Below are 21,442 nucleotides of genomic sequence, written 5' to 3'. Positions count from 1 at the left end.
GCCCTAAAAATTACATCCCACACCCCCCCCCCTTTTTTTTTGTTGTGTTAAATCCTTTTATTTTCTTTACCTTATCTGTTTTGGGGTTGCCCCCCCGGGGGGGGGGGGGGGGGGCCCCCCCCCACTCCGCCCCCCCCCATTCCCCGCACCCTTCCGGAGAGGCCCCCCATGCGACCGTTCCGGCCCCAGGCCCGCACTCCGCGCGGCCTCCTGGGCGCACTGATCGCGACCCTCGCGGTCGTCGCGTCACTGATGACCGCGGCGGCGCAGGCCCAGGCGGACACCACGATCTGCGAACCGTTCGGCACGACGACGATCCAGGGACGCTACGTCGTCCAGAACAACCGCTGGGGCTCCAGCGCCACCCAGTGCGTCACCGCCACCGACACCGGCTTCCGAGTCAGCCAGGCCGACGGGTCCGCGCCCACCAACGGGGCGCCGAAGTCGTATCCGTCGGTCTTCAACGGCTGCCACTACACGAACTGTTCACCGGGCACCAACCTCCCCGCCCGACTCGACACCGTCTCCGAGGCGCCCTCCAGCATCTCGTACGGTTTCGTCGGCAACGCCGTCTACAACGCCTCGTACGACATCTGGCTGGACCCGACACCCCGCACCGACGGGGTGAACCGGACCGAGATCATGATCTGGTTCAACAGGGTGGGCCCGATCCAGCCCATCGGTTCCCAGGTCGGCACGGCCGCGGTGGGCGGACGGACCTGGGAGGTGTGGACCGGCAGCAACGGCGCCAACGACGTGCTGTCCTTCGTGGCCCCGTCGGCGATCACCGACTGGAGCTTCGACGTGATGGACTTCGTCCGGGCCACCGTCGCGCGCGGACTCGCCGAGGACGACTGGTACCTGACGAGCGTGCAGGCCGGCTTCGAGCCGTGGCAGAACGGTGCCGGACTGGCCGTGAACTCCTTCTCCTCCACGGTCTCGACCGGCGGCGGCACGGGCACCCCCGACCCCGGCGGCCCCGGGAGCCCGGCGGCGTGCGAGGTGACGTACGGCACGAACGTCTGGCAGGACGGCTTCACCGCGGACGTCACCGTCACCAACACCGGCACGACCCCCGTCGACGGCTGGCGGCTCGCCTTCACCCTGCCCTCCGGTCAGCGGATCACCAACGCCTGGAACGCCTCCGTCGCCCCGTACACGGGTTCCGTCACGGCGACCGGCGTGGCTCACAACGCCAGGATCGCCCCCGGCGGCAGCCTGACCTTCGGCTTCCAGGGCACCCACGGCGGCGCGTTCACCGAGCCGGACGGCTTCCTCCTGAACGGCACCGCCTGCACCACGGCGTAGCGGCCGCGCACGCCCCCACCGCCTCCCCGCCCGTCCGGTCGATGCGCCTTCCCCGGACGGGCGGGGGTTCCACCGCACGCCCCTCCTGAGCACCAAGCCCTGATGGCCGGACATCGACGGCCGGCCCCTGGTCCCCAGGTCCCGGCCGCCCCCTCGATTGTCATGAACCGACCACGGATCGATCATCAACGACCGGGAGCCCCAGCACCCGGAAGAACAGGAGACCCCTGTGGTTCGACGCAGCAGATACATCTCTCTCACGGCGGTACTGGCCACCCTGCTCGGCGCGCTGGGCGTGACGTTCCTGCTCGGGCAGGGGCGGGCCGACGCGCACGGCGTGGCGATGATGCCCGGCTCACGCACCTACCTCTGCCAGTTGGACGCCAAGACCGGCACCGGCGCCCTGGACCCGACGAACCCCGCCTGTCAGAGCGCCCTGGACCAGAGCGGCGCGACGGCGCTGTACAACTGGTTCGCCGTGCTCGACTCCAACGCCGGTGGACGCGGCGCCGGTTACGTGCCGGACGGCACCCTGTGCAGCGCCGGCGACCGGTCCCCGTACGACTTCTCCGCCTACAACGCCGCCCGCGCCGACTGGCCCCGGACGCACCTGACGTCCGGCTCGACGATCCAGGTGAACTACAGCAACTGGGCGGCCCACCCGGGTGACTTCCGGGTCTATCTGACCAAGCCCGGCTGGTCGCCCACGTCCGAGCTGGGCTGGGACGACCTGGAGCTGATCCAGACGGTGACCGACCCGCCCCAGCAGGGCTCGGCGGGCGCCGACGGGGGCCACTACTACTGGGATCTGGCGCTGCCGTCGGGCCGCTCGGGTGACGCGCTGATCTTCATGCAGTGGGTGCGTTCGGACAGCCAGGAGAACTTCTTCTCCTGCTCCGACGTCGTCTTCGACGGCGGCAACGGCGAGGTGACCGGCATCGGCGGGTCGGGGAGCACCCCGACGCCGACCCCGCCCCCGACGACCCCGCCGCCCACGCACTCCGGTTCCTGCATGGCCGTGTACGCCGTGGAGAACTCCTGGAGCGGCGGCTTCCAGGGCTCCGTCGAGGTGATGAACCACGGGACAGAGCCGTTGAACGGCTGGGCCGTGCAGTGGCGGCCGGGCAGCGGGACCACGCTCGGCGGGGTGTGGAACGGCACACTGTCCGGCGGGGCCGACGGCACGGTGACGGTCCGGAACGTGGACCACAACCGCGTCGTCCCACCGGACGGCAGCGTGTCCTTCGGCTTCACCGCCACGTCCACGGGCAATGACTTCCCGGTGGGGACGATCGGCTGCGTGGCGCCGTAGCGCGACCGGGGGAGGCGCCGCGCGAACGGGCGCGGGGCCTCCCCCGGGGCTCCGGTACGTACCTCGACCTCACGTGCCGGTTACAAATCGCTCAACCTCTGGTTGCGGAGCGGTGATCGGGCGACGATGGGGCCATGACTCTGGCCCAGCGCGCCCTCGAACGGCTGCAAGCCTGGCCCGACCTCACCGCGGGTCCGGCCAGTTGCGGAACCGGATGGGCACTGCGCTCCGTCCGCGACGAGATCGTCCACTTCCACTCGGACCGGGACGTGGACCTCCACCTCACCCACCGGGCCATCCAGCGATTCCAGTACGACCTCGGCGGCTCCAGCGCCATCCGCCTGGTCCCCGGATCCCGGTGGGTGACCGTGCACCTGGACTGCGACGCGGACGTCGACCTGCTGCTGAGCCTGGTGAGCATCGCGCTGAAGGCACATCAGACGCGGCCCCCGGCGGATCTGCCCTCGAAGTGCAACTTCCACCGCGTCACGGTGCTCCCCCGCTCCGCGGCCGGGGAGACCTGAGGCACACCGGCGGCGGTGCCCCACGCCGAGGAGGGCACCGCCGGCCCGGTCTCAGTGGTCCGCCGGCTGCTCCGCGCCGCGCCGGATCCCGACCGCCGCGACCACCGCGCCGAGCACACAGAGGACACCGGTGACGACCACGGCCACGTGGACGCCGTTCATGAACGCCTGCCCGCTGCCCTCCACCACGGCGGCCCGCAGGCCGGCCGGCATGTCGGCGGAGACGGGAGCCACACCCATCGCCACGGCGTCCTTGGCCTCCTGCAGACCGTGGGCCATGGCCGAGGGCACTCCCGCGCCGGTCAGCTCCCCGGTGAGCGTGGCACCGACCTTGCTGCTGATCAGGGAGACCAGCACGGACGTACCGAGCGCACCGCCGATCTGCAGGGTCGTCGCCTGCAGACCGCCGGCCACACCGCCGTCCCGGACGGGGGCGTTGCCCACGATGGCGTCGGAGGAGGCGGCCATCACCATGCCGACGCCGAGGCCGAGCGCGATGAACGGCGGCCACATCGTGGCGTAGGAGGAGTCGGTCTGCCAGGTGAGCATGCCGAAGCAGGAGGCCGCCTGGAGCAGCATGCCCAGCGGCATGGTCAGCCGGGGGCCGAAGCGCTGGGTCAGGGCCGCGCCCAGCGGCGAGGCGACCAGCGAGGCGAGGCTGAGCGGAAGCGTCCGCACGCCCGCCTCGACCGGCGTGAAGCCACGCACGTTCTGCAGGTAGAGCATGACGAAGAAGATCACGCCGAGCATGACGAAGAAGTTCAGCGCGGTGATGACCGCGCCGATGGTCAGCGCACGGTTGCGGAACAGGCGCATCGGCAGCAGCGGGTGCTCGACACGGGTCTCGTACCAGCCGAAGACGAGCAGGAGTACGAGGCCGGCGGCGACGGAGCCCAGGGTGCCCGCGGACGTCCAGCCCCAGGTCTCGCCCTTGACGACGCCGAAGACCACGGCCAGCAGGCCGAGCGCGAGCAGGACGAGGCCGGGGATGTCGAAGCGTTCCCGGCCGGCGGTGTTGCGGCTCTCGGGAAGGACGAGGATGCCGAAGGCTATGGCGATGATGCCGATGGGTGCGTTGATGTAGAAGACGGACTCCCAGTCGACGTTCTCCACGAGGAGACCGCCGACGATGGGTCCGAGGGCCGTCGCGACGGCGGAGACCATGGCCCAGATGCCCACGGCCATGCCGAACTTCTTCGGCGGGAACACGGAGCGGAGCAGTCCGAGCGTGTTGGGCATCAGCAGTCCGCCGAAGACGCCCTGGAGGGCGCGGAAGGCGACCACGCCCTCGATGGACCCGGCCAGGCCGATGGCGACGGAGGCGAGGGTGAAACCGGCCACGCCCACCAGGTAGTAGGTGCGCCGGCCGAACCGGTCACCGAGCTTGCCGCCCAGGATGAGGGTGGCGGCGAGCGCGAGCAGGTAGGAGTTGGTCACCCACTGCAGCTCGGCGGTCGACGCGTGCAGGTCGCTGCCGATCTCGGGGTTGGCGATGGCGACGACGGAGCCGTCGAGCTGGACCATGAACAGTCCGAACGCGACGGCGAGGAGGGTCAGCCACGGATTGGACCGCCGGCGGCCGGCCGCCGGTGGGGCGGTTTCGGCCGCGGGCGTGGTGGGGTGATCCACGGACGTGGACGGCATGGGTGAGCCTTCTCTTCCAGGTTCGAGGGGTGGTGCGGGGGACGGGGCGGCCCGCGGGCGCACGGCGGGCCGGCCGCGGGCACGACGGTGTGCCCGCGGCCGGCGGGAATGCCTGGGCCCCGCCCGGTCAGCGGGCGGCGGGGTGGAGGTGCCGCGTCAGCGCGTCGAGGGCGTCCAGGGCGGAGCCGAGCGCCCCCTGCTGCCCCTCGGTGAGGGACGTCAGTGCGCTGCGGATGAACGCCGTCTCCAGTTCCCGCACCTCGGACAGCCGCTCACGGGCCGTGGCCGTGAGGTGGAGGTGGGCGACCCGCTTGTCGGCGCTGTCCTGCCGACGCTCCAGGTCGCCCTGCTCGGTGAGCTGGGTGACCAGGGCGCTGACGTTGTTCGGCTTCATCAGCAGGGCCTCGGCGGCCTCGCGCACCGTGGCTCCCTCGCGCTGGGCGACGAACCGCAGCAGCGCGATCTGGCTCTCCGGGGGCTTGGGGTGCGGGTACTGGGCGGTGACCTGCCGGTCCAGCGCCCGGTGCAGCGCGGGAAGGCATGCCGCGAGCCCGGAGGCCACACGGTCGATGTCCCGGCTAGGGGTGCTGGAGTCGGTCACCCGGACACGATAGATATGATCAGATAGGTATGTCAAAATAGGTGAAGCCGCACGCGGAACCACACCCGGAACCCTCGGGTGCAACCCTCTCGCAACCTTCGCCGTGCTGGCATGCGGGGCATGCGCGACACATACGAGGAGACCCCCCGCGTCGAGCTCACCCCCGCGGCCGCCGCACTGCTGCGCCGGCTCCGCGCGGCGCACGGCCCGCTGATGTTCCACCAGTCCGGCGGCTGCTGCGACGGCAGCGCCCCCATGTGCTACCCGGCCGGCGAATTCCGCACCGGAGCCGCGGACGTCCTGCTCGCGGAGCTGGTCGTCGAGGGCGTCGGGGAGCCGGTGGCGTTCTGGATGTCGCGCAGCCAGTACGAGGTGTGGAGCCACACGAGACTGATCGTGGACGTCGTCGCGGGCAGGGGCGGCGGCTTCTCGCTGGAGGCACCCGAGGGGGTGCGCTTCCTCATCCGCTCCCGCGTCATCGACGGGTAGCGCCCTTCGAGGACCGCCGGCCCCCTCCTCCTGTCACGGCCCGCCGCCTACGGTCTGAGGCTGCCGACGATGTCCGCCGTCGCGGTCAGGCCGCTGTGGATGGTCGGCGCGATGTTCGTGCCGGCCAGATAGAAGCCGAGCAGCAGGCACACCAACGCGTGCGAGACCTTGAGCCCGCCGTTGCGCAGGAAGATCACCGCCAGGACGGACAGCAACAGCACCACAGAGATGGAAATGGCCATCGTCAACCTCCTCCGCCACGTCCACTTCGCGGCGTTCGGCCGTAAGTGTGGCGTAGCGGAGGGTTCGTCCGGGCGGCTGACCTGTCCTCCGAACGAGTACTGTTCCGTCGGCTCCGTCGGCGTCCTACGCGTCCCGGTGGGCGTCGAGGAACGCCTCCAGGCCGCCGAGGTCGTCGGTGTTGAGGTGGTCGACGCCGGCGGCGAGCAGTTCGGTCCACAGGGCGTCCCGCGCGGGGCCCGCCACGTCGGGCGTGGCCCAGAACCGCACCCGTTGCCCGCGGGAGTGCGCCGCGCCGACGATGGCCCGCAGCTTGCGCCGTTCGGCAGCCGGGAAGGCGCCCACGCCCCGCCAGGTGAAGTTGAGCGTCCAGTTGTCGCTGATCAGCGGGACGAAGGAGGCAGGCGCGGAGCTGCCGAGGTCGGCGAGGCGGCCGTCGTAGAAGGCCCGGCGGGTGCGCTGCGCCTCCATGGGCGCGCGGGCCGCCCGGTCACCGGAGATCACCGCGGTGACCGCGCCGGGGAACACCCTGCCGTGGGCGTAGGTGGTGAACAGGTGCTTGTAGCGGCGCAGATGACGGTCGAGTTCGAGGTACGTCGACGATCCCTCGGTCTTGATGTCGATCAGGAGCTGCAGGGCGCGGCGGTCCCGCCGGTACACCCGGCCGTGGTGGGCGCGGACGCGGGCGGCGAGGGGGTCGAGGTAGAGGGACTCCAGGGTGCGGGACGGGTCGAGGTCCTCGGGGTCGTGGGCGACGAGGAGCCGGCCGCCGACCAGGTAGATGTCGGCCTCGACGCTGCCGAAGCGGTGGTCGAGGGCGTCGAGGAGGGGGCGGGGGTGCTCGTAGTCGTTGTGGGCGTGGGCGCGCCACAGCGGGCGCGGGCCGTGCCTGCCTTCGCTCGCCAGCGCGGTGCCGGCGGGCAGGGCGACCGCGCCCGCGAGGGCGGCGCCGAGAGTGGTGAGGGCTCTGCGTCGGGTGGTGAGGGCCATGCTCTGCCTCCCTGGAGGTGCCGTACGGGACGCCTGTGAGTATGGGGTCCCGATGTCGCCAGGGGGCAGAGCCGTGCCGGGAGTTGGCCGGACCGCCGCCGGTCGTTCATGTCGTCCGGCGGCGGATGCGGAAGATGCCCGCCCCTGGTGGGACGGGCATCACCGGAAGGGGGCGGGCATCGCCTGGAGGGGGACGGGGGGCGTCAGGGTGCTCGCAGGTCGACCAGTTCGGCCAGCGCCTGCCGGTGGGTGCCCGCCGCGCCGTAGGCGATCGAGTCGGCCTTGGCCCGCTTCAGGTACAGGTGGACCGGGTGTTCCCACGTCATGCCGATGCCGCCGTGCAGTTGCAGCGCCTCCTCGGCGGCGTGGACGGCGACCCGGCCCGCGTACGCCTGGGCCACGGCGACGGCCACGTCGGTGTCCGCGCCGGTCGCCAGCGCGTCGGCCGCGTTGCGGGCGGCGGCGCGCAGGCCGGCGACCTCCAGCCACAGCCCGGCGAGCCGGTGCTTGAGCGCCTGGAACCCGCCGACCTGGCGGTTGAACTGCCTGCGTTCCTTGAGGTAGCGGACCGTCTCGGTCAGCAGCCAGTCGGCGAGGCCCAGTTGCTCGGAGGCGAGCAGCCCGGCACCGGCCCGCAGGGCGCGCCGTACGGCGGGTCCGGCGTCGCCGAGCCGGTGTCCGGACACGCCGTCGAGGGCCACGCGCGCCACGGGCCGGGTCAGGTCCAGGGACACCTGTGGCGTGACGGTCACGTCGGCGGCGCGGACCGCGTACAGCCCTCCGTCGTCCGCGGGCACCAGCAGCACGTCGGCGACGGCCGCGTCGGCGATGCCGGCCAACTCCCCGCGCAGGCGGCCCTCTTCGAGCGGTACGTGCGGGACGGCACCGCCCGGTGCGACGTGCAGGCCGACGGCGAGTGCGGCGGTGGTCGTCGCGGACGCCAGTTCGGTGAGCAGGTCGTCGGCTCCGCAGGCCAGCAGCGCCTCGGTGGCGACGACGGCACTCGTCAGGTACGGCACCGGTGCGGCCGCGCGCCCGAGCTCCTCCAGTACGACGGCGGCTTCCCGGTGGGTGGCGCCCTGACCGCCCAGTTCCTCGGGGATCAGCAGGCCCGCGAGGCCCATCGCGTCGGAGAGCGTCTTCCACAGCGACACGTCGTGCGGGGCGGCCGACTCGGTGCGGGCGATGACGCCCGCCGGGTCGCAGTGGTCGGTGAGCAGGTCCCGGACGGCGGCGCGCAGCGCCTCTTCCTCCTCCGAGTAGAGCAGACCGGGTTCCGACTGTGCGCTCATCGGGCGAGGTCCTTCCATGCGACGTCCTTGTCGGTGCGCGGCTCGGCGGGCAGGCCCAGGACGCGCTCGGCGACGATGTTCAGCAGGACCTCGCTGGTCCCGCCCTCGATGCTGTTGCCCTTGGAGCGCAGGTAGCGGTACCCGGCGTCGCGGCCGGTGAAGTGCACCAGCTCGGGGCGGCGCATGGTCCAGTCGTCGTAGAGCAGACCCTCCTCGCCGAGGAGTTCGACCTCCAGGCCGCTGATCTCCTGGTTGAGGCGGGCGAAGTTCAGCTTCATCCCGGCGCCCTCCGGGCCCGGCTGGCCCGCCACCAGCTGCTGGCGCAGGCGTACGCCGGTGAGGCGGGCGACCTCCGCCTCGACCCACAGGCCGAGCAGCCGCTGGTGCAGGTCGTGGGTGCGCAGTTCGGGGCGTTCCCGCCAGGTCGCGGCGAGCTTGCCGATCATGCCGCCCTCGCGGGGGATCGGGGTGCCGCCGATGGCGACGCGTTCGTTGTTCAGCGTGGTCTGCGCGACGCGCCAGCCGTCGCCGGTCTCGCCGAGGCGGCGGGAGTCGGGGATGCGGACGTCGGTGAGGAACACCTCGTTGAACTCGGCCTCGCCGGTGATCTGGCGCAGCGGCCGGACCTCGACACCGGGGTCGGTCATGTCGCACACGAAGTAGGTGATGCCCCGGTGCTTGGGCACGTCCGGGTCGGTGCGGGCGATGAGGATGGCCCAGCGGGCGAGGTGCGCGCTGGACGTCCACACCTTCTGCCCGTTGACGACCCAGTCCTCGCCCTCCCGGACCGCCCGCGTACCGAGGGCGGCCAGGTCGGAGCCGGCGCCCGGTTCGCTGAACAGCTGGCACCAGACCTCCTCGCCGGTCCACAAGGGGCGCAGGAGGCTCTGCTTCTGCTCCTCGGTGCCGTACTGGAGGATGGTCGGGGCGGCCATGCCGAGGCCGATGCCGATGCGCCGGGGGTCGTTGTCGGGGGCGCCCGCGGCCGCCAGTTCGGCGTCCACGACGGCCTGGAGGGAGCGGGGGGCGGCGAGTCCGCCGAGGCCCTCGGGGTAGTGCACCCAGGCCAGTCCGGCGTCGAAGCGGGCCCGGAGGAAGTCCAGGCGTTCGGTGGTGGCCGGTGGATGCGCGGCCAGCAGTTCCTTGGTACGGCGGCGCAGTTCCGCTGCGTCGGTCATGCGGCGGCTCCCTTCTCCAGCTTCTCCGGTACGACGGCCACGCGGCCGGTCGTCCTGCCGTCGGCGACGCGCTGCACGGCGTCTGCGGCCCCGTCGAGCGGCACCCGCTCACTCACCAGCGGCTTGATCGCGCCCCGTGCGGCCAGCTCGGTGAGCTGCTCGTGACAGTGCTGGACCAGCTGGGGATTCTTGGTGTTGTACAGGCCCCAGTGCAGGCCGAGGACCGCGTAGTTCTTGATCAGGGCGTGGTTCAGCGCGGGGCTGGGAATCGTGCCGCTCGCGAAGCCGACGACGACGATCCGGCCCTCGAAGGCGACGGTCTTGGCGGACTGGGCGTAGGCCTGGCCGCCGACCGGGTCGTAGATCACGTCGGCGCCCCGGCCGCCGGTGGCGTCCTTCACGGCGGCGACGACGTCCTCGCCGTGCCGGTCGACGACCAGGTCGCACCCCAGCTCGCGGGCGACGGCCGCCTTCTCGGGGCCGCCGACGACACCGATGACGGTGGCGCCGGCGGCCTTGCCGAGCTGCACGGCCGCGCTGCCGACTCCTCCTGCGGCGGCGTGGACGAGCAGCGTCTCGCCGGCCTCCAGCCGGGCCCGGCGGTGCAGGCCGAACCACCCCGTCTGGTAGCCGATGTGCAGGGCGGCGGCCTCGGCGTCGTCCAGGGCGTCCGGCGCGGGCAGCAGGGCGCGGGCGTCCGCGACGGCGTACTGGGCGAAGCCGCCGTGCGGCAGCGCGGGGGTGGCGATGACGCGGCGCCCGTCCTCGGTCTCGCCGCAGACCTCCACGCCCGGCGTGAACGGCAGCGGCGGCCTGACCTGGTACTGGCCCCGGCACAGCAGTGCGTCCGGGAAGTTGATGCTCGCCGCGCGGACCCTCAGCAGCACCTGACCGTCGCCGGGCGTCGGCGGCGCCACGTCCACGAGGCGCATCACCTCGCCCGGCTCGCCGTTCTCGTGCACCTGCCATGCCTGCATGCGGGGCCTCCACCGACTGCGTCGTCCGACCGGGTCTCCCGCATACTAAGCGGTCGCTTGCCGATCAGGGAACAGGTCGCGGGCAGCAACAGGCGGCGGTGATCCCAGGCGGCGGGCGGCGGGCGGTGACAGGTTTCGGTGGCAACAGGTCTCGGGGCTCGGGCGTCAACAGGTCTCGGGCGGTCGTCGGGTCACGACCGGGCGATCCGTCACGACTGCGCGGCGGGCCGCGCCCGTACGTGCATCCTCTCCCCCTGCGGGCCGAACAGGCTGAGGAACTCGACCGGCCCCTCACCCGTCGACCCGAACCAGTGCGGCACCCGGGTGTCGAACTCGGCCGCCTCCCCCGCCGACAGCACCACGTCGTGGTCACCGAGCACCAGCCGCAGCCGGCCGGAGAGGACGTACAGCCACTCGTACCCCTCATGGGTCCGCGGATCCGGCTCCTCCGCCCGCTGGGGCTCCAGCACCTTGAAGGCCTGGAGCCCGCCCGGCTGGCGGGTGAGGGGCCAGTGGGTGCGGCCGTGGCGCACGATGGGCTTGGCGCGCACCCGGGGGTCGCCGACCGGCGGGGCGCCGACCAGTTCGTCCAGCGGCACCTGGTGGGCCTGGGCGATCGGGAGCAGCAGTTCGAGGCTCGGTCTGCGCAGGCCGGATTCCAGCCGCGACAGGGTGCTCACCGAGATGCCGGTCGTCTCGGACAACGCCGCCAGGGTCACCTCCCGCTCCTTGCGGAGCTGGCGGAGCCTCGGTCCGACACCGGCGAGAACGTCGTCTGCAGTCATGCCCTTATTGCAGAACCGGCAAATGTATTTGTCAATCCCGTACCGTCCGGGCGACCTTCTCGGTGGAGGTGGTCACCGTGACCCAGAACAAGGACCTGACCGAGAACTACGACGTGGTCGTCGTCGGCGGCGGTGCGGCCGGACTCTCCGCCGCGCTCGTCCTGGGCCGCTCGCGGCTGCGCACGCTGGTCGTCGACGCCGGTGAGCCGCGCAACGCGCCCTCGGACCACATGCAGGGCTACCTGACCCGGGACGGCATGCCGCCCGCCGAGTTCCTGGCGCTCGGCCGGGAGGAGATCGCACGGTACGGCGTGGAACTCGTCCGCGACCGGGCGGTGGACGTGTCCCGGGGCGAGGACATCGCCGTGGAACTGGCAGGCGGGCGCACCGTGCACGCTCGTCGGCTGATCGTCACCACCGGCCTCAAGGACGAGCTGCCGGCGGTGCCCGGCGTCGCGGAGCGGTTCGGCCGGGACGTGCTGCACTGCCCGTTCTGCCACGGCTGGGAAGTACGGGACGAGCGCTTCGGTGTTCTCGCCACCAGCCCGCTCGGCGTGCACCAGGCGCTGATGGTGTCCGGCTGGTCCGACGACGTGACCCTCTTCCTGCACACGGTCGCCGAGGAGGACCTGTCCGACGTCGACCTGCGCCGGCTCGCCGCGGCCGGGGTCAAGGTGGTGCCCGGCGAGGTCGCCGGCCTGCGGGTCGAGGACGACCGGCTCACCGGGGTCCGGCTCGCGGACGGCACGGAGCACGACCGCTCGGTGGTGTTCGTCGGCCCCAGGGCCGTACCGCAGACCGGCCTGATGGAGCGGCTCGGCGTCGAACTGCAGGAAACCCCGTTCGGCGCCTACCCCGTGGTGGACCCGACGGGCCGGACCACCGCGCCCGGCGTGTGGACCGCCGGCAACGCGATGGGGTTCGCCGAGCAGGTCGTCCACGCGGCGAGCGGCGGCTACCGCGCGGCGTCGGCGATCGTCGGCGACCTGATCATGTCGGACCTGGACGCGGCCATCGCGGGCTAGGAAACGCGGGCGGACCGCGCCGCGGCGACACCGCGGGGCCGGATCGGCGCGCGGGGCCGGATCGGCGCGCGGGGCCGGATCGGCGCGCGGGGCCGGGCGGGTACGCTCCCACGCCCTTGCGGCAGGGAGGTACGCGCCCGGCTCGCGCCCCCGCGCTATCGGCGGGACGTGACCGCCCGGCACGCAGCCCCGCCCTTTCGGAAAGTGCGTAACCGCCCGGCACGCAGCCCCGCCCTCCCGGCAGGGTGCGTAAAACCGCCCGGCCCCGCGCGGCCACCGCGTCGTCCGCCGCAGGGACCGGCGAGGCGGGCCGTCGGCAGGTGTGACCCCGCCCTCCGCGGTGCACCCGGTCTCCATGCTGCTCGCCCGGTTGGCCCAGGTGTCCCGGGAGGTCGCCGCCACCTCGGCGCGGTCCCGGAAGACCGCCCTGCTCGCGGAGTTGTTCCGGGAGGCGGAGGCGGCGGACGTGCCGGTCGTCATCCCGTATCTGGCGGGCCGGCTCCCCCAGGGCCGGATCGGCGTCGGCTGGAAGGTGCTGAGCCGACCGGTGGCGCCGGCCGCCGTGCCGAGTCTGACCGTGCGCGAGGTGGACGCCCGGCTCGCACGGCTCGGCGCGGTCTCCGGCGCCGGTTCGCAGGCCGAGCGGACGCGGCTGGTCGGTGAGCTGATGGGCGCGGCCACCGAGGACGAGCAGCGCTTCCTGACCGGGCTGCTCACCGGTGAGGTCCGGCAGGGCGCCCTCGACGCGGCCGCGGTCGAGGGCCTGGCCGCGGCGACCGGCGCGCCCCCGGCCGGCGTACGGCGGGCGGTGATGCTCGCCGGCTCGCTGCAGACGGTGGCCGAGGCACTGCTGGCCGACGGGCCCGGCGCCCTGGACCGGTTCCGGCTGACCGTGGGCCGCCCCGTCCTGCCGATGCTGGCGCACAGCGCCTCCTCGGTCGCCGAGGCGGTCGGCAAGCTGGGCGCCTGCGCCGTCGAGGAGAAACTGGACGGCATCCGCGTCCAGGTGCACCGGGACGGAGACACCGTACGGATCTACACCCGCACCCTGGACGACATCACCGACCGGCTCCCCGAGGTCACCGCGGCGGCGCTCGAACTGCCCGGCGCGCGGTTCGTCCTGGACGGCGAGGTGATCTCCCTCGACCAGGGCGGACGCCCCCGCGCCTTCCAGGAGACCGCCGGGCGGGTCGGCTCCCGCACGGACGTGGCCACGGCCGCGCGGGCGGTGCCCGTCTCCGTGGTGTTCTTCGACGCGCTGTCCGTCGACGGCCACGACCTGCTCGACCTGCCGCTGACCGAGCGGCACGCGGCGCTGGCCCGGCTGGTCCCCGAACCGACGCGGGTGCGGCGCACACTGGTGCCCGGGTCCGCGGGGACGCGGGCCGCCGAGGAGTTCCTCGCCGAGACGCTGAGGCGCGGTCACGAGGGCGTCGTGGTGAAGGGACTCGACGCCGCCTACAGCGCGGGCCGGCGCGGAGCGTCCTGGCTGAAGGTCAAACCCGTCCACACCCTCGACCTCGTCGTCCTGGCCGCCGAGTGGGGCCACGGCCGCCGCACCGGCAAGCTCTCCAACCTCCACCTGGGCGCCCGCGCCCCCGACGGCTCCTTCGTCATGCTCGGCAAGACCTTCAAGGGCATGACCGACGCGCTGCTGGCCTGGCAGACCGAGCGCCTGGGGCAGCTGGCCGTCGAGGAACACGGCTGGGGAGTGACCGTCCGCCCCGAGCTCGTCGTCGAGATCGCCTACGACGGCCTCCAGCGGTCCACCCGCTACCCGGCCGGCGTCACCCTCCGCTTCGCCCGCGTGGTCCGCTACCGCGAGGACAAGCGGCCCCAGGAGGCGGACACGGTGGACACCCTGCTCGCCGCGCACCCCGGGGCGGCCCCGTGAGGCGCAGCGCCGGCCTGCTGCTGTACCGGCGCGACCCCGGCCACGGTCTCCAGGTGCTCCTCGGCCACATGGGCGGTCCCTACTACGCCCGTCGGGACGCCGGGGCGTGGACCGTGCCGAAGGGCGAGTACGACCCCGCCGAACCGGCCTGGGAAGCGGCCCGGCGCGAGTTCGAGGAGGAGCTGGGGCTGCCACCGCCCGAGGGCGAGGCCGTACCGCTCGGGGAGGTCCGGCAGGCGGGCGGGAAGGTCGTCACGGTGTGGGCCGTCGAGGCCGGCATCGATCCGGCGGCCGTCGTCCCCGGCACGTTCCGCATGGAGTGGCCGCCGAGGTCGGGCCGGATCGAGGAGTTCCCCGAGCTGGACCGGGTGGCGTGGTTCCCGGTGGACCGGGCGCGCGAGGTGATCGTGAAGGCGCAGGCCGCGTTTCTCGACCGGCTGGCTGAGCACTCGCACTGACGAGGAGCGACCAGTGGCGGGCGTACGGCACGCAACCCGTCCGCGTTGCGGCGACCCGCGCCGCGCGCCAAGGTCGAAGCACGAGTCCGCACCAGGGAGGTCGGCCATGCCCATCGCGACGGTGAACCCGGCGAACGGCGAGACGCTCAGGACGTACGAGGCCATGGGCGAGGAGGAGATCGAGCGCCGGCTCCAGCTCGCGGAGGCCACCTTCCGCACGTACCGGACGACGCCGTTCGACGAGCGCGCCCGGCTCATGCGCCGGGCCGCCGACCTCCTGGAGGCGGACCAGGACGAGATCGGCAAGGTCATCACCACGGAGATGGGCAAGCCGGTCAAGCAGGCCCGCGCGGAGGCCGCCAAGTGCGCCAAGGCGATGCGCTGGTACGCCGACCACGCGGCGGAGCTGCTCGCCGACGAGGAGCCCGCCGAGTCGGACGTGAAGGACTCCGGAGCCTCCCGGGCCCTGGTCCGCTACCGGCCGCTCGGTCCGGTGCTCGCGGTGATGCCGTGGAACTTCCCGCTCTGGCAGGTCGTCCGGTTCGCCGCCCCCGCGCTGATGGCGGGCAACGTCGGTCTGCTCAAGCACGCCTCGAACGTGCCGCAGACCGCCCTGTACCTGGAGGATCTGTTCCACCGGGCGGGCTTCCCCGAGGGCTGCTTCCAGACCCTGCTCGTCGGCTCCGCCGCGGTCGACGACATCCTGCGCGACGAGCGCGTGCGGGCCGCCACCCTCACCGGCAGCGAGCCCGCCGGCCGCGCGGTCGCCTCCACCGCCGGAGAGATGATCAAGAAAACGGTGCTGGAGCTGGGCGGCAGCGACCCGTTCGTCGTGATGCCGTCCGCCGACGTGGACCGCGCCGCCCGGGTGGCGGTGAGCGCGCGCACGCAGAACGCCGGGCAGTCCTGCATCGCCGCCAAACGGTTCATCGTGCACACCGACGTGTACGACGCCTTCGCCGAGCGCTTCACCGAGGGCATGAAGGCGCTGACGGTCGGCGACCCGATGGACGAGGGAACCGAGGTCGGCCCGCTCTCCAGCGAGCAGGGCGTGACCGACCTCGTCGAACTGGTCGACGACGCGGTTCGCGGCGGTGCGAGCGTGCTGTGCGGAGGCGAACGCCCCGACGGGCCGGGCTGGTACTACCCGCCGACCGTGCTGGCCGGCGTCACCCGCGGGATGCGCATCCACCGCGAGGAGGCCTTCGGCCCGGTCGCCACGCTGTACCGCGCGGCCGACCTGGACGAGGCGGTCCTGATCGCCAACGACACCGACTTCGGGCTCAGTTCCAACGTCTGGACGCGCGACGACGCCGACGTGGACCGCTTCGTACGGGACCTGGAGGCCGGCGGCGTGTACGTCAACGGGATGACGGCGTCCCATCCGGCGTTCCCGTTCGGCGGGGTCAAGCGGTCGGGCTACGGGCGTGAGCTGTCCGGGCACGGAATCCGGGAGTTCTGCAACATCACCACCGTATGGCACGGAGCGTGAGCCTTACGCGACTACGATCCCCTTTGTGAACCGCGAAGTGACCCTGCCTCTGATCGTCGACGACCGCGGCACCCTTCAGGTCGCCGCGTCCGACGTGAGCAAGCTGCTGCGCACGGTGGGCGGGCGCTGGCTGCGGCTGGTGGAGGCCGGCGAGGTGACTCTGGACGAGGACACGGTCGCCGCCCTCACCATCGAGCTCGCCAAACTCGCCGACCGGATCGACGTGGCCTGCATCGCCCACAGCAGCGGCCAGTCCTCCTGACGCCGTTCGCGCCCGCCCGCACCGGCCGGTCCCCGGGACGGAGTATCCCGGGGGGAGATCGCCGCCCCCGTGCGTGATCGTGGGTGAGCACCCCGACAAAGCGCACCACTTCCCGGCCGGGGTGCGAGAGCCTTCCGCGAGGCGAAAGCAGGCACGGTTCATGGCGACTTTGTGCAGACCCTCGGTGTCCGTTCCGGAGCACGTGACCACGACGGAGGAGACGCTGGAGCCGGCGCGCGAGCGCCACACCGGTCGTCCTCAACTGCCGCTGTTCCTCCGGCTGATGGAGAACACCGGCGCACGCACCCGCCACATCGTGCAGCCCGTCGGGGAGGCCCTGGAACAACACCTCGGCTTCGAGGGCCGCGACCGGCTCTGCGAGCGGGAGGCGAAGGCCCGCGTCCCGGCGGTGGTCCAGCGGGCCCTCGACGACGCGGAACCGCTCACCACCGACACCGACGTGATCGTCCACGTCTCGTGCACGGCTTCATGATGCCCTCGCCCACGGCGTGGCTCATCAACGAGACGGGGTCCTGCGGGTCCCGCCGCCGGCAGACCGCGGACGAGATGCAAGGCGTGCGGCGAGCGTGAGCGAGGAAACGATCCCCCGGGCCGCTCCGCCCGTCCGGGACTGGCCGGCCCTCGACCTTCCCGGCACCGACTTCGACCCCGTCCTGACCGAGCTGATGCGCGAAGGACCCGTCACCCGCGTCTCGCTGCCCAACGGCGAGGGCTGGGCCTGGCTGGTGACCCGCCACGACGACGTCCGCATGGTCGCCAACGACCGCCGGTTCGGCCGCGAGGCCGTCATGGACCGGCAGGTCACCCGGCTCGCCCCGCACTTCGTCCCGGCGCGCGGCGCGGTCGGCTTCCTCGACCCGCCCGACCACACCCGGCTGCGCCGCTCGGTCGCCGCCGCGTTCACGGCCCGGGGCGTGGAGCGCGTGCGCGAGCGGTCCCGCGGCATGCTCGACGGGCTCGTCGACGCCCTGCTGGAGGCCGGCCCGCCCGCCGACCTCACCGAGGCCGTGCTCAGTCCCTTCCCCATCGCGGTGATCTGCGAGCTGATGGGCGTCCCGGCCACCGACCGGCACGGCGTGCACACCTGGACCCGGCTGATCCTGTCCTCCTCGCACGGCGCGGAGGTCAGCGAGCGGGCCACGCAGGAGATGAGCGCCTACTTCGCCGATCTCGTCGGACTGCGGTCGGACAGCACCGGCGAGGACGTCACCTCGCTGCTGGGCGCCGCCGTGGGCCGGGGGGAGATCACACGGGAGGAAGCCGTCGGGCTCGCCGTGCTGCTGCAGATCGGCGGTGAGGCGGTCACCAACAACAGCGGACAGATGTTCTACCTGCTGCTGACCCGCCCGGAACTCGCCGAACGCCTGCGCCGCGAACCGGAGATCCGTCCCCGGGCCATCGACGAACTGCTGCGCTGGATTCCCCATCGCAACGCGGTCGGGCTGTCCCGGATCGCGCTGGAGGACGTGGCCGTCAGGGGCGTGCGGATCCGGGCGGGCGACGCGGTCTACGTGTCGTACCTGGCCGCGAACCGCGACCCGGAGGTCTTCCCCGACCCGGACACGATCGACTTGGCCCGCAGCCCCAACCCGCACGTGTCCTTCGGCTTCGGCCCGCACCACTGCCCCGGCGGCATGCTCGCCCGGCTGGAGTCCGAACTGCTCGTCGAAACGGTTCTGGACCGGGTACCCGGCCTGAGGCTCGCGGTGCCGCCCGAGGACGTGCCCTTCAAGAAGGGCTCGCTGATCCGCGGGCCCGAGGCCCTGCCGGTGACCTGGTGAGCGGGCCGGCGGCAGTGCCGGAGGAGCTGCTGGAGATCCTCGGCGACGGGGGTCGCCGGACCACGAGGCCGTCGAGGCGTTGCGGGCCGAGTACGGCATCGGACGACTGGCGCCGCTGAGGCACGGTCAGCGGATGGGCATGCCCGCCAGCGTCCGCGCGATCACCAGCCGCTGGATCTCACTCGTGCCCTCGAAGATCGTGTAGATCGCGGAGTCGCGGTGCATCCGCTCCACCGGGTACTCCCGGGTGTAGCCGTTGCCGCCCAGGATCTGGACCGCCTGGGCGGTCACCTTCTTCGCCGTCTCACTCGCGAACAGCTTGGACATCGACCCCTCGGCCGCCGTGAAGGGCTTGCCGTTGGTCGCCATCCACGAGGCCCGCCACACCAGCAGCCGCGCCGCGTCGATGGAGGTGCGCATGTCCGCGAGCTGGAAGGCGACGCCCTGGTTGTCGATGATCGGGCGGCCGAACTGCTCGCGCGTCCGGGCGTACTCCAGCGCCACCTCGTACGCGGCGCGGGCCGTACCCACCGCCATGGCGCCGACGGCCGGGCGGGACGCCTCGAACGTGGCCATGGCGGCGTTCTTCACGCTCCCCCGGCCTCCGGCCGGGGGGACCCCCACGCCGTCCTTCTCGGCCTTCTCCCGGGCGCGGGCCAGGCGGGCGTCCAGCTTCTCCTTTCCGCCGAGCAGACAGGAGCCGGGGACGCGCACGTTGTCGAGGATCACCTCGGCCGTGTGCGAGGCGCGGATGCCGTGCTTCTTGAACTTCTGGCCCTGGGACAGCCCCGGCGTCTTCGGCGGGACGATGAAGGAGGCCTGGCCCTTGGAGCCCAGTTCCGCGTCGACGACCGCGACGACGACGTGGACGTTGGCGATGCCGCCGTTCGTCGCCCAGGTCTTGGTGCCGTTGAGCACCCACTCGTCCTTGGCCTCGTCGTACACGGCACGCGTGCGCATGGAGGCCACGTCGGAGCCGGCGTCGGGCTCGGAGGAACAGAACGCCGCTACCTTGACGTCGCCGGCGTCGCCGTACATCTGGGGGATCCAGGTGCCGATCTGCTCCTCGGTGCCGTTGGCGAGGACGCCGACGGCGGCCAGACCGGTGCCGACGATGGACAGGGCGATGCCGGCGTCACCCCAGAAGAGCTCCTCCATGGCCATGGGGATGCCGAGGCCGGTGGGGTCGAAGTACTGCTGGGCGTAGAAGTCGAGGGAGTAGATGCCGACCTTGGCGGCCTCCTGGATGACCGGCCAGGGAGTCTCCTCACGCTCGTCCCATTCGGCGGCGGCGGGACGGATGACGTCGGCGGCGAAGCCGTGCAGCCAGTCCCGGACCACCTTCTGTTCGTCGTTGAGCTCCATGGTGAACTCGGCCATGTCCCCTCCAGTGACGCACGTACATGTTACTTGCGGTAACATGAGTCTGTTACCGGCGGGTAGGAAAAGTCAACTCCCAAGGCCCCGCCGCCCTCCCGTTCGATGTGCGGTGCCCGCCGGGTGTTAGTTTGCGCAGGCGTCACCGAATCAGCACGGGTGGGGAGAGCACATGGACACCACGCAGCGGACCGATCAACAGCAGTCCGCCGACCGCCGCCGGCGCGAACTGCTGGAGGCCGCCGACCGGGTGGTGCTGCGCGACGGCCCACAGGCCTCGATGAACGCCATCGCCGCCGAGGCCGGCATCACCAAGCCGATCCTCTACCGCCACTTCGGCGACAAGAGCGGACTCTACGCCGCCCTCGCCAAGCGGCACACGGACGCTCTCCTCTCCTCGCTGCGGGCCGCCCTGGACGCTCCGGCGGAACGGCGGGAACGAGTCGAGGCCACCTTGGACACCTACCTGGCGGCCATCGAGGCACGCCCGCAGGTGTACCGCTTCCTGATGCATCCGGCGGAGGGCAGCACCCCACAGGGCGACCAGGGCTTCGACGTCGGCAAGCACTCGGCACCCCTGCTGCGCCGCATGGGCGAGGAGCTGGCCCAGGTCATCGAGGAGCGCCTCGACGTCGGACCCGGCACCCAGCAGCTGGCCCGGGTCTGGGGGCACGGCATCGTCGGCATGATGCACGCCGCCGGGGACTGGTGGCTGGGCGAACGCCCGTGCCCCCGGGCGGAGTTGGTGCGCACCCTCGCCGACCTCCTGTGGGGCCGCCTCGCCGCGGCCGGCGACAAGGCGGGCGGCCCGGGCTTCTGACCGCGGACGGCCCGCGCCCGCGGACCGGACCACCCGCGCGACGGAACCGCCCCCTGGGCACGATCCCCTTCCCTGGCGCGGCGGAGCCACCCGCCCGGGCGCACCCCCGCACCCGGCGCGGCGGAGCCACCCGCCCGGGCGCACCCCCGCACCCGGCACGGCGAAGCCCGCCCGCCGGGTGCGGCCTCGCCGCCCCGGGCACGGCGAAGCCCGCCCGCTGGAGCGCAACCCCGCCCGGCACCGCGAAACCCGCCCCCTCGGACACAACCCCGTACCCGGCACCGCGAAACCCGCCCCTCGGACACAACCCCGTACCCGGCACCGCGAAGCCGCTCGCTGGACACAGCCCCGCGCCCGGCGGGCGCGCTCAGCGACGCCAGGACGCCCGCGCCACCTGCCGCATCAGCTTCCGGTGACGCCGGCCGGTCAGGCGGTCGGCGTACACCCGGCCCTCCAGGTGATCGCACTCGTGCTGGAGGCACCGGGCGAAGAACCCCGTCCCGTGCACGGTGACCGGCTCCCCGGTCACCGTGAAGCCCGTCACGACCGCGTGGTCGTGACGCTCGGTTCCGGCCTCCAGGCCCGGCAGCGACAGGCAGCCCTCCGGCCCGCGCACCACCACCCCGTCGGTCTCGACGAGCCGCGGGTTCACCACGTGGCCGAGGTGACGCTCGTCCTCGTCGTCCGGGCAGTCGTACACGAAGACGCGCACCGGCTCACCGATCTGGTTCGCGGCCAGGCCCACGCCGTGCGCGGCGTACATGGTCGCGAACAAGTCCTCCACCAGGGCCGCGAGTTCCGGACCGAAGTCCGTCACCTCCTCGCAGGGTGCGTGCAGGACGGGATCGCCGAGAAGACTGAGGGGCCGGACGCGCCCGCGGGTGCCCGGGATGGAACCTTGTCGCATGGCGGCAAGAGTAGGGTCCCTGTGTCCCCCGGCGGCTCGCGCCCACCGCCGGAACGCCGTGATCG

At 72.7% G+C, this 21,442-nt stretch carries 21 protein-coding genes and 1 pseudogene; 12 read left to right on the top strand and 10 right to left on the bottom strand.

Features of this window, described 5'->3' with window-relative positions; translation table 11 throughout:
• The first annotated feature begins 168 nt into the window (after positions 1–168).
• The 3 genes from ACP4IX_RS33960 to ACP4IX_RS33950 all read left to right on the top strand — a co-directional run bounded on the left by ACP4IX_RS33960 (position 169) and on the right by ACP4IX_RS33950 (position 3,144).
• Entirely contained in the window at positions 169–1,308 is a 1,140-nt protein-coding gene (locus tag ACP4IX_RS33960) for a GH12 family glycosyl hydrolase domain-containing protein (RefSeq protein ID WP_426558347.1), read from the top strand.
• A 229-nt stretch (positions 1,309–1,537) separates the two neighbouring features.
• Positions 1,538–2,620 (top strand): lytic polysaccharide monooxygenase auxiliary activity family 9 protein, encoded by a 1,083-nt coding sequence (locus tag ACP4IX_RS33955; protein WP_426524715.1) that lies wholly within the window; start codon positions 1,538–1,540, stop codon positions 2,618–2,620.
• A 134-nt stretch (positions 2,621–2,754) separates the two neighbouring features.
• Positions 2,755–3,144, top strand: coding sequence for a luciferase family protein (locus ACP4IX_RS33950; protein WP_426524713.1), 390 nt, complete (start codon positions 2,755–2,757; stop codon positions 3,142–3,144).
• A gap of 51 nt (positions 3,145–3,195) precedes the next feature.
• On the opposite strand, the gene ACP4IX_RS33945 is transcribed toward ACP4IX_RS33950, so the two are convergent.
• Together ACP4IX_RS33945 and ACP4IX_RS33940 are read right to left on the bottom strand one after the other, a co-directional pair.
• The gene (locus ACP4IX_RS33945; protein WP_426524711.1) at positions 3,196–4,788 is read right to left on the bottom strand and encodes an MFS transporter; all 1,593 of its coding nucleotides are present in this window, start codon (positions 4,786–4,788) and stop codon (positions 3,196–3,198) included.
• A gap of 127 nt (positions 4,789–4,915) precedes the next feature.
• Complete coding sequence (locus ACP4IX_RS33940; RefSeq protein WP_426558345.1) at positions 4,916–5,389, bottom strand: MarR family winged helix-turn-helix transcriptional regulator; 474 nt, start codon at positions 5,387–5,389, stop codon at positions 4,916–4,918.
• A gap of 120 nt (positions 5,390–5,509) precedes the next feature.
• Here ACP4IX_RS33940 and ACP4IX_RS33935 point away from each other — a divergent pair, with 120 nt between their 5' ends.
• A complete protein-coding gene (locus tag ACP4IX_RS33935) occupies positions 5,510–5,878 on the top strand; it encodes a DUF779 domain-containing protein (RefSeq protein WP_426558343.1) in 369 nt (122 codons plus the stop codon).
• A gap of 47 nt (positions 5,879–5,925) precedes the next feature.
• Here the strand turns inward: ACP4IX_RS33935 and ACP4IX_RS33930 are convergent, their stop codons facing one another.
• The 6 genes from ACP4IX_RS33930 to ACP4IX_RS33905 all read right to left on the bottom strand — a co-directional run bounded on the left by ACP4IX_RS33930 (position 5,926) and on the right by ACP4IX_RS33905 (position 11,340).
• Complete coding sequence (locus ACP4IX_RS33930) at positions 5,926–6,120, bottom strand: hypothetical protein (protein ID WP_279563426.1); 195 nt, start codon at positions 6,118–6,120, stop codon at positions 5,926–5,928.
• Between the two features lie 124 nt (positions 6,121–6,244).
• Positions 6,245–7,108 carry a phosphatidylinositol-specific phospholipase C/glycerophosphodiester phosphodiesterase family protein gene (locus ACP4IX_RS33925; protein ID WP_426558341.1) on the bottom strand — a complete coding sequence of 288 codons (864 nt, stop codon included), beginning with the start codon at positions 7,106–7,108 and terminating at the stop codon, positions 6,245–6,247.
• Positions 7,109–7,311: 203 nt separating this feature from the next.
• On the bottom strand, positions 7,312–8,400 hold the full coding sequence (locus tag ACP4IX_RS33920) for an acyl-CoA dehydrogenase family protein (RefSeq protein WP_426558339.1): 1,089 nt from the start codon (positions 8,398–8,400) through the stop codon (positions 7,312–7,314).
• Complete coding sequence (locus ACP4IX_RS33915; protein WP_426524701.1) at positions 8,397–9,578, bottom strand: acyl-CoA dehydrogenase family protein; 1,182 nt, start codon at positions 9,576–9,578, stop codon at positions 8,397–8,399. The genes ACP4IX_RS33920 and ACP4IX_RS33915 overlap by 4 nt, the downstream gene beginning before the upstream one ends.
• Positions 9,575–10,555 carry an NADPH:quinone oxidoreductase family protein gene (locus ACP4IX_RS33910; protein WP_426524699.1) on the bottom strand — a complete coding sequence of 327 codons (981 nt, stop codon included), beginning with the start codon at positions 10,553–10,555 and terminating at the stop codon, positions 9,575–9,577. Before ACP4IX_RS33910 ends, ACP4IX_RS33915 begins: the two co-directional genes overlap by 4 nt.
• 209 nt (positions 10,556–10,764) lie before the next feature.
• On the bottom strand, positions 10,765–11,340 hold the full coding sequence (locus tag ACP4IX_RS33905; protein ID WP_426524697.1) for a helix-turn-helix domain-containing protein: 576 nt from the start codon (positions 11,338–11,340) through the stop codon (positions 10,765–10,767).
• Between the two features lie 62 nt (positions 11,341–11,402).
• On the opposite strand from ACP4IX_RS33905, the gene ACP4IX_RS33900 reads away from it, so the two are divergent.
• The 7 genes and pseudogenes from ACP4IX_RS33900 (at position 11,403) to ACP4IX_RS33870 (ending at position 18,273) form a co-directional block, all read left to right on the top strand.
• Entirely contained in the window at positions 11,403–12,365 is a 963-nt protein-coding gene (locus ACP4IX_RS33900; RefSeq protein WP_426524695.1) for an NAD(P)/FAD-dependent oxidoreductase, read from the top strand.
• A gap of 355 nt (positions 12,366–12,720) precedes the next feature.
• Positions 12,721–14,259: an ATP-dependent DNA ligase gene (locus ACP4IX_RS33895; RefSeq protein ID WP_426558349.1), complete on the top strand. Its 1,539-nt coding sequence runs from the start codon at positions 12,721–12,723 to the stop codon at positions 14,257–14,259.
• Positions 14,256–14,717: an NUDIX domain-containing protein gene (locus ACP4IX_RS33890; protein WP_426558337.1), complete on the top strand. Its 462-nt coding sequence runs from the start codon at positions 14,256–14,258 to the stop codon at positions 14,715–14,717. Before ACP4IX_RS33895 ends, ACP4IX_RS33890 begins: the two co-directional genes overlap by 4 nt.
• A 106-nt stretch (positions 14,718–14,823) precedes the next feature.
• Positions 14,824–16,209, top strand: a complete 1,386-nt coding sequence (locus tag ACP4IX_RS33885) for an NADP-dependent succinic semialdehyde dehydrogenase (protein WP_426524691.1) — start codon at positions 14,824–14,826, stop codon at positions 16,207–16,209.
• 25 nt (positions 16,210–16,234) lie between these two features.
• A complete protein-coding gene (locus ACP4IX_RS33880) occupies positions 16,235–16,471 on the top strand; it encodes a DUF6213 family protein (RefSeq protein WP_426524689.1) in 237 nt (78 codons plus the stop codon).
• A gap of 160 nt (positions 16,472–16,631) precedes the next feature.
• Positions 16,632–17,002: pseudogene (locus ACP4IX_RS33875) on the top strand (type III polyketide synthase); the annotation flags it as partial.
• 56 nt (positions 17,003–17,058) lie between these two features.
• Positions 17,059–18,273, top strand: coding sequence for a cytochrome P450 (locus ACP4IX_RS33870; protein WP_426558335.1), 1,215 nt, complete (start codon positions 17,059–17,061; stop codon positions 18,271–18,273).
• Positions 18,274–18,399: 126 nt separating this feature from the next.
• Here the strand turns inward: ACP4IX_RS33870 and ACP4IX_RS33865 are convergent, their stop codons facing one another.
• Entirely contained in the window at positions 18,400–19,653 is a 1,254-nt protein-coding gene (locus tag ACP4IX_RS33865; RefSeq protein ID WP_426558333.1) for an acyl-CoA dehydrogenase family protein, read from the bottom strand.
• Positions 19,654–19,822: 169 nt separating this feature from the next.
• Here ACP4IX_RS33865 and ACP4IX_RS33860 point away from each other — a divergent pair, with 169 nt between their 5' ends.
• On the top strand, positions 19,823–20,470 hold the full coding sequence (locus ACP4IX_RS33860) for a TetR family transcriptional regulator (protein ID WP_426524683.1): 648 nt from the start codon (positions 19,823–19,825) through the stop codon (positions 20,468–20,470).
• A gap of 367 nt (positions 20,471–20,837) precedes the next feature.
• On the opposite strand, the gene def is transcribed toward ACP4IX_RS33860, so the two are convergent.
• Positions 20,838–21,377, bottom strand: a complete 540-nt coding sequence (gene def, locus ACP4IX_RS33855; protein ID WP_426524681.1) for a peptide deformylase — start codon at positions 21,375–21,377, stop codon at positions 20,838–20,840.
• Positions 21,378–21,442 lie beyond the last annotated feature (65 nt).

It is taken from the genome of Streptomyces sp. WG5 (genome assembly GCF_049974565.1).
Classification (GTDB): domain Bacteria; phylum Actinomycetota; class Actinomycetes; order Streptomycetales; family Streptomycetaceae; genus Streptomyces.
Note: the sequence above shows the minus strand (reverse complement) of the source record. Positions and strands in the feature narration are given on the sequence as shown.

Excerpts from the sequence above, each read along its gene's own strand:
- ACP4IX_RS33960 (WP_426558347.1), top strand. The coding sequence starts at position 169 with ATGCGACCGTTCCGGCCCCAGGCCCGCACTCCGCGCGGCCTCCTGGGC.
- ACP4IX_RS33950 (WP_426524713.1), top strand. The coding sequence starts at position 2,755 with ATGACTCTGGCCCAGCGCGCCCTCGAACGGCTGCAAGCCTGGCCCGAC.
- ACP4IX_RS33945 (WP_426524711.1), bottom strand. The coding sequence starts at position 4,788 with ATGCCGTCCACGTCCGTGGATCACCCCACCACGCCCGCGGCCGAAACC.
- ACP4IX_RS33935 (WP_426558343.1), top strand. The coding sequence starts at position 5,510 with ATGCGCGACACATACGAGGAGACCCCCCGCGTCGAGCTCACCCCCGCG.
- ACP4IX_RS33930 (WP_279563426.1), bottom strand. The coding sequence starts at position 6,120 with ATGGCCATTTCCATCTCTGTGGTGCTGTTGCTGTCCGTCCTGGCGGTG.
- ACP4IX_RS33925 (WP_426558341.1), bottom strand. The coding sequence starts at position 7,108 with ATGGCCCTCACCACCCGACGCAGAGCCCTCACCACTCTCGGCGCCGCC.
- ACP4IX_RS33920 (WP_426558339.1), bottom strand. The coding sequence starts at position 8,400 with ATGAGCGCACAGTCGGAACCCGGTCTGCTCTACTCGGAGGAGGAAGAG.
- ACP4IX_RS33915 (WP_426524701.1), bottom strand. The coding sequence starts at position 9,578 with ATGACCGACGCAGCGGAACTGCGCCGCCGTACCAAGGAACTGCTGGCC.
- ACP4IX_RS33910 (WP_426524699.1), bottom strand. The coding sequence starts at position 10,555 with ATGCAGGCATGGCAGGTGCACGAGAACGGCGAGCCGGGCGAGGTGATG.
- ACP4IX_RS33905 (WP_426524697.1), bottom strand. The coding sequence starts at position 11,340 with ATGACTGCAGACGACGTTCTCGCCGGTGTCGGACCGAGGCTCCGCCAG.
- ACP4IX_RS33895 (WP_426558349.1), top strand. The coding sequence starts at position 12,721 with ATGCTGCTCGCCCGGTTGGCCCAGGTGTCCCGGGAGGTCGCCGCCACC.
- ACP4IX_RS33885 (WP_426524691.1), top strand. The coding sequence starts at position 14,824 with ATGCCCATCGCGACGGTGAACCCGGCGAACGGCGAGACGCTCAGGACG.
- ACP4IX_RS33865 (WP_426558333.1), bottom strand. The coding sequence starts at position 19,653 with ATGGCCGAGTTCACCATGGAGCTCAACGACGAACAGAAGGTGGTCCGG.
- ACP4IX_RS33860 (WP_426524683.1), top strand. The coding sequence starts at position 19,823 with ATGGACACCACGCAGCGGACCGATCAACAGCAGTCCGCCGACCGCCGC.
- def (WP_426524681.1), bottom strand. The coding sequence starts at position 21,377 with ATGCGACAAGGTTCCATCCCGGGCACCCGCGGGCGCGTCCGGCCCCTC.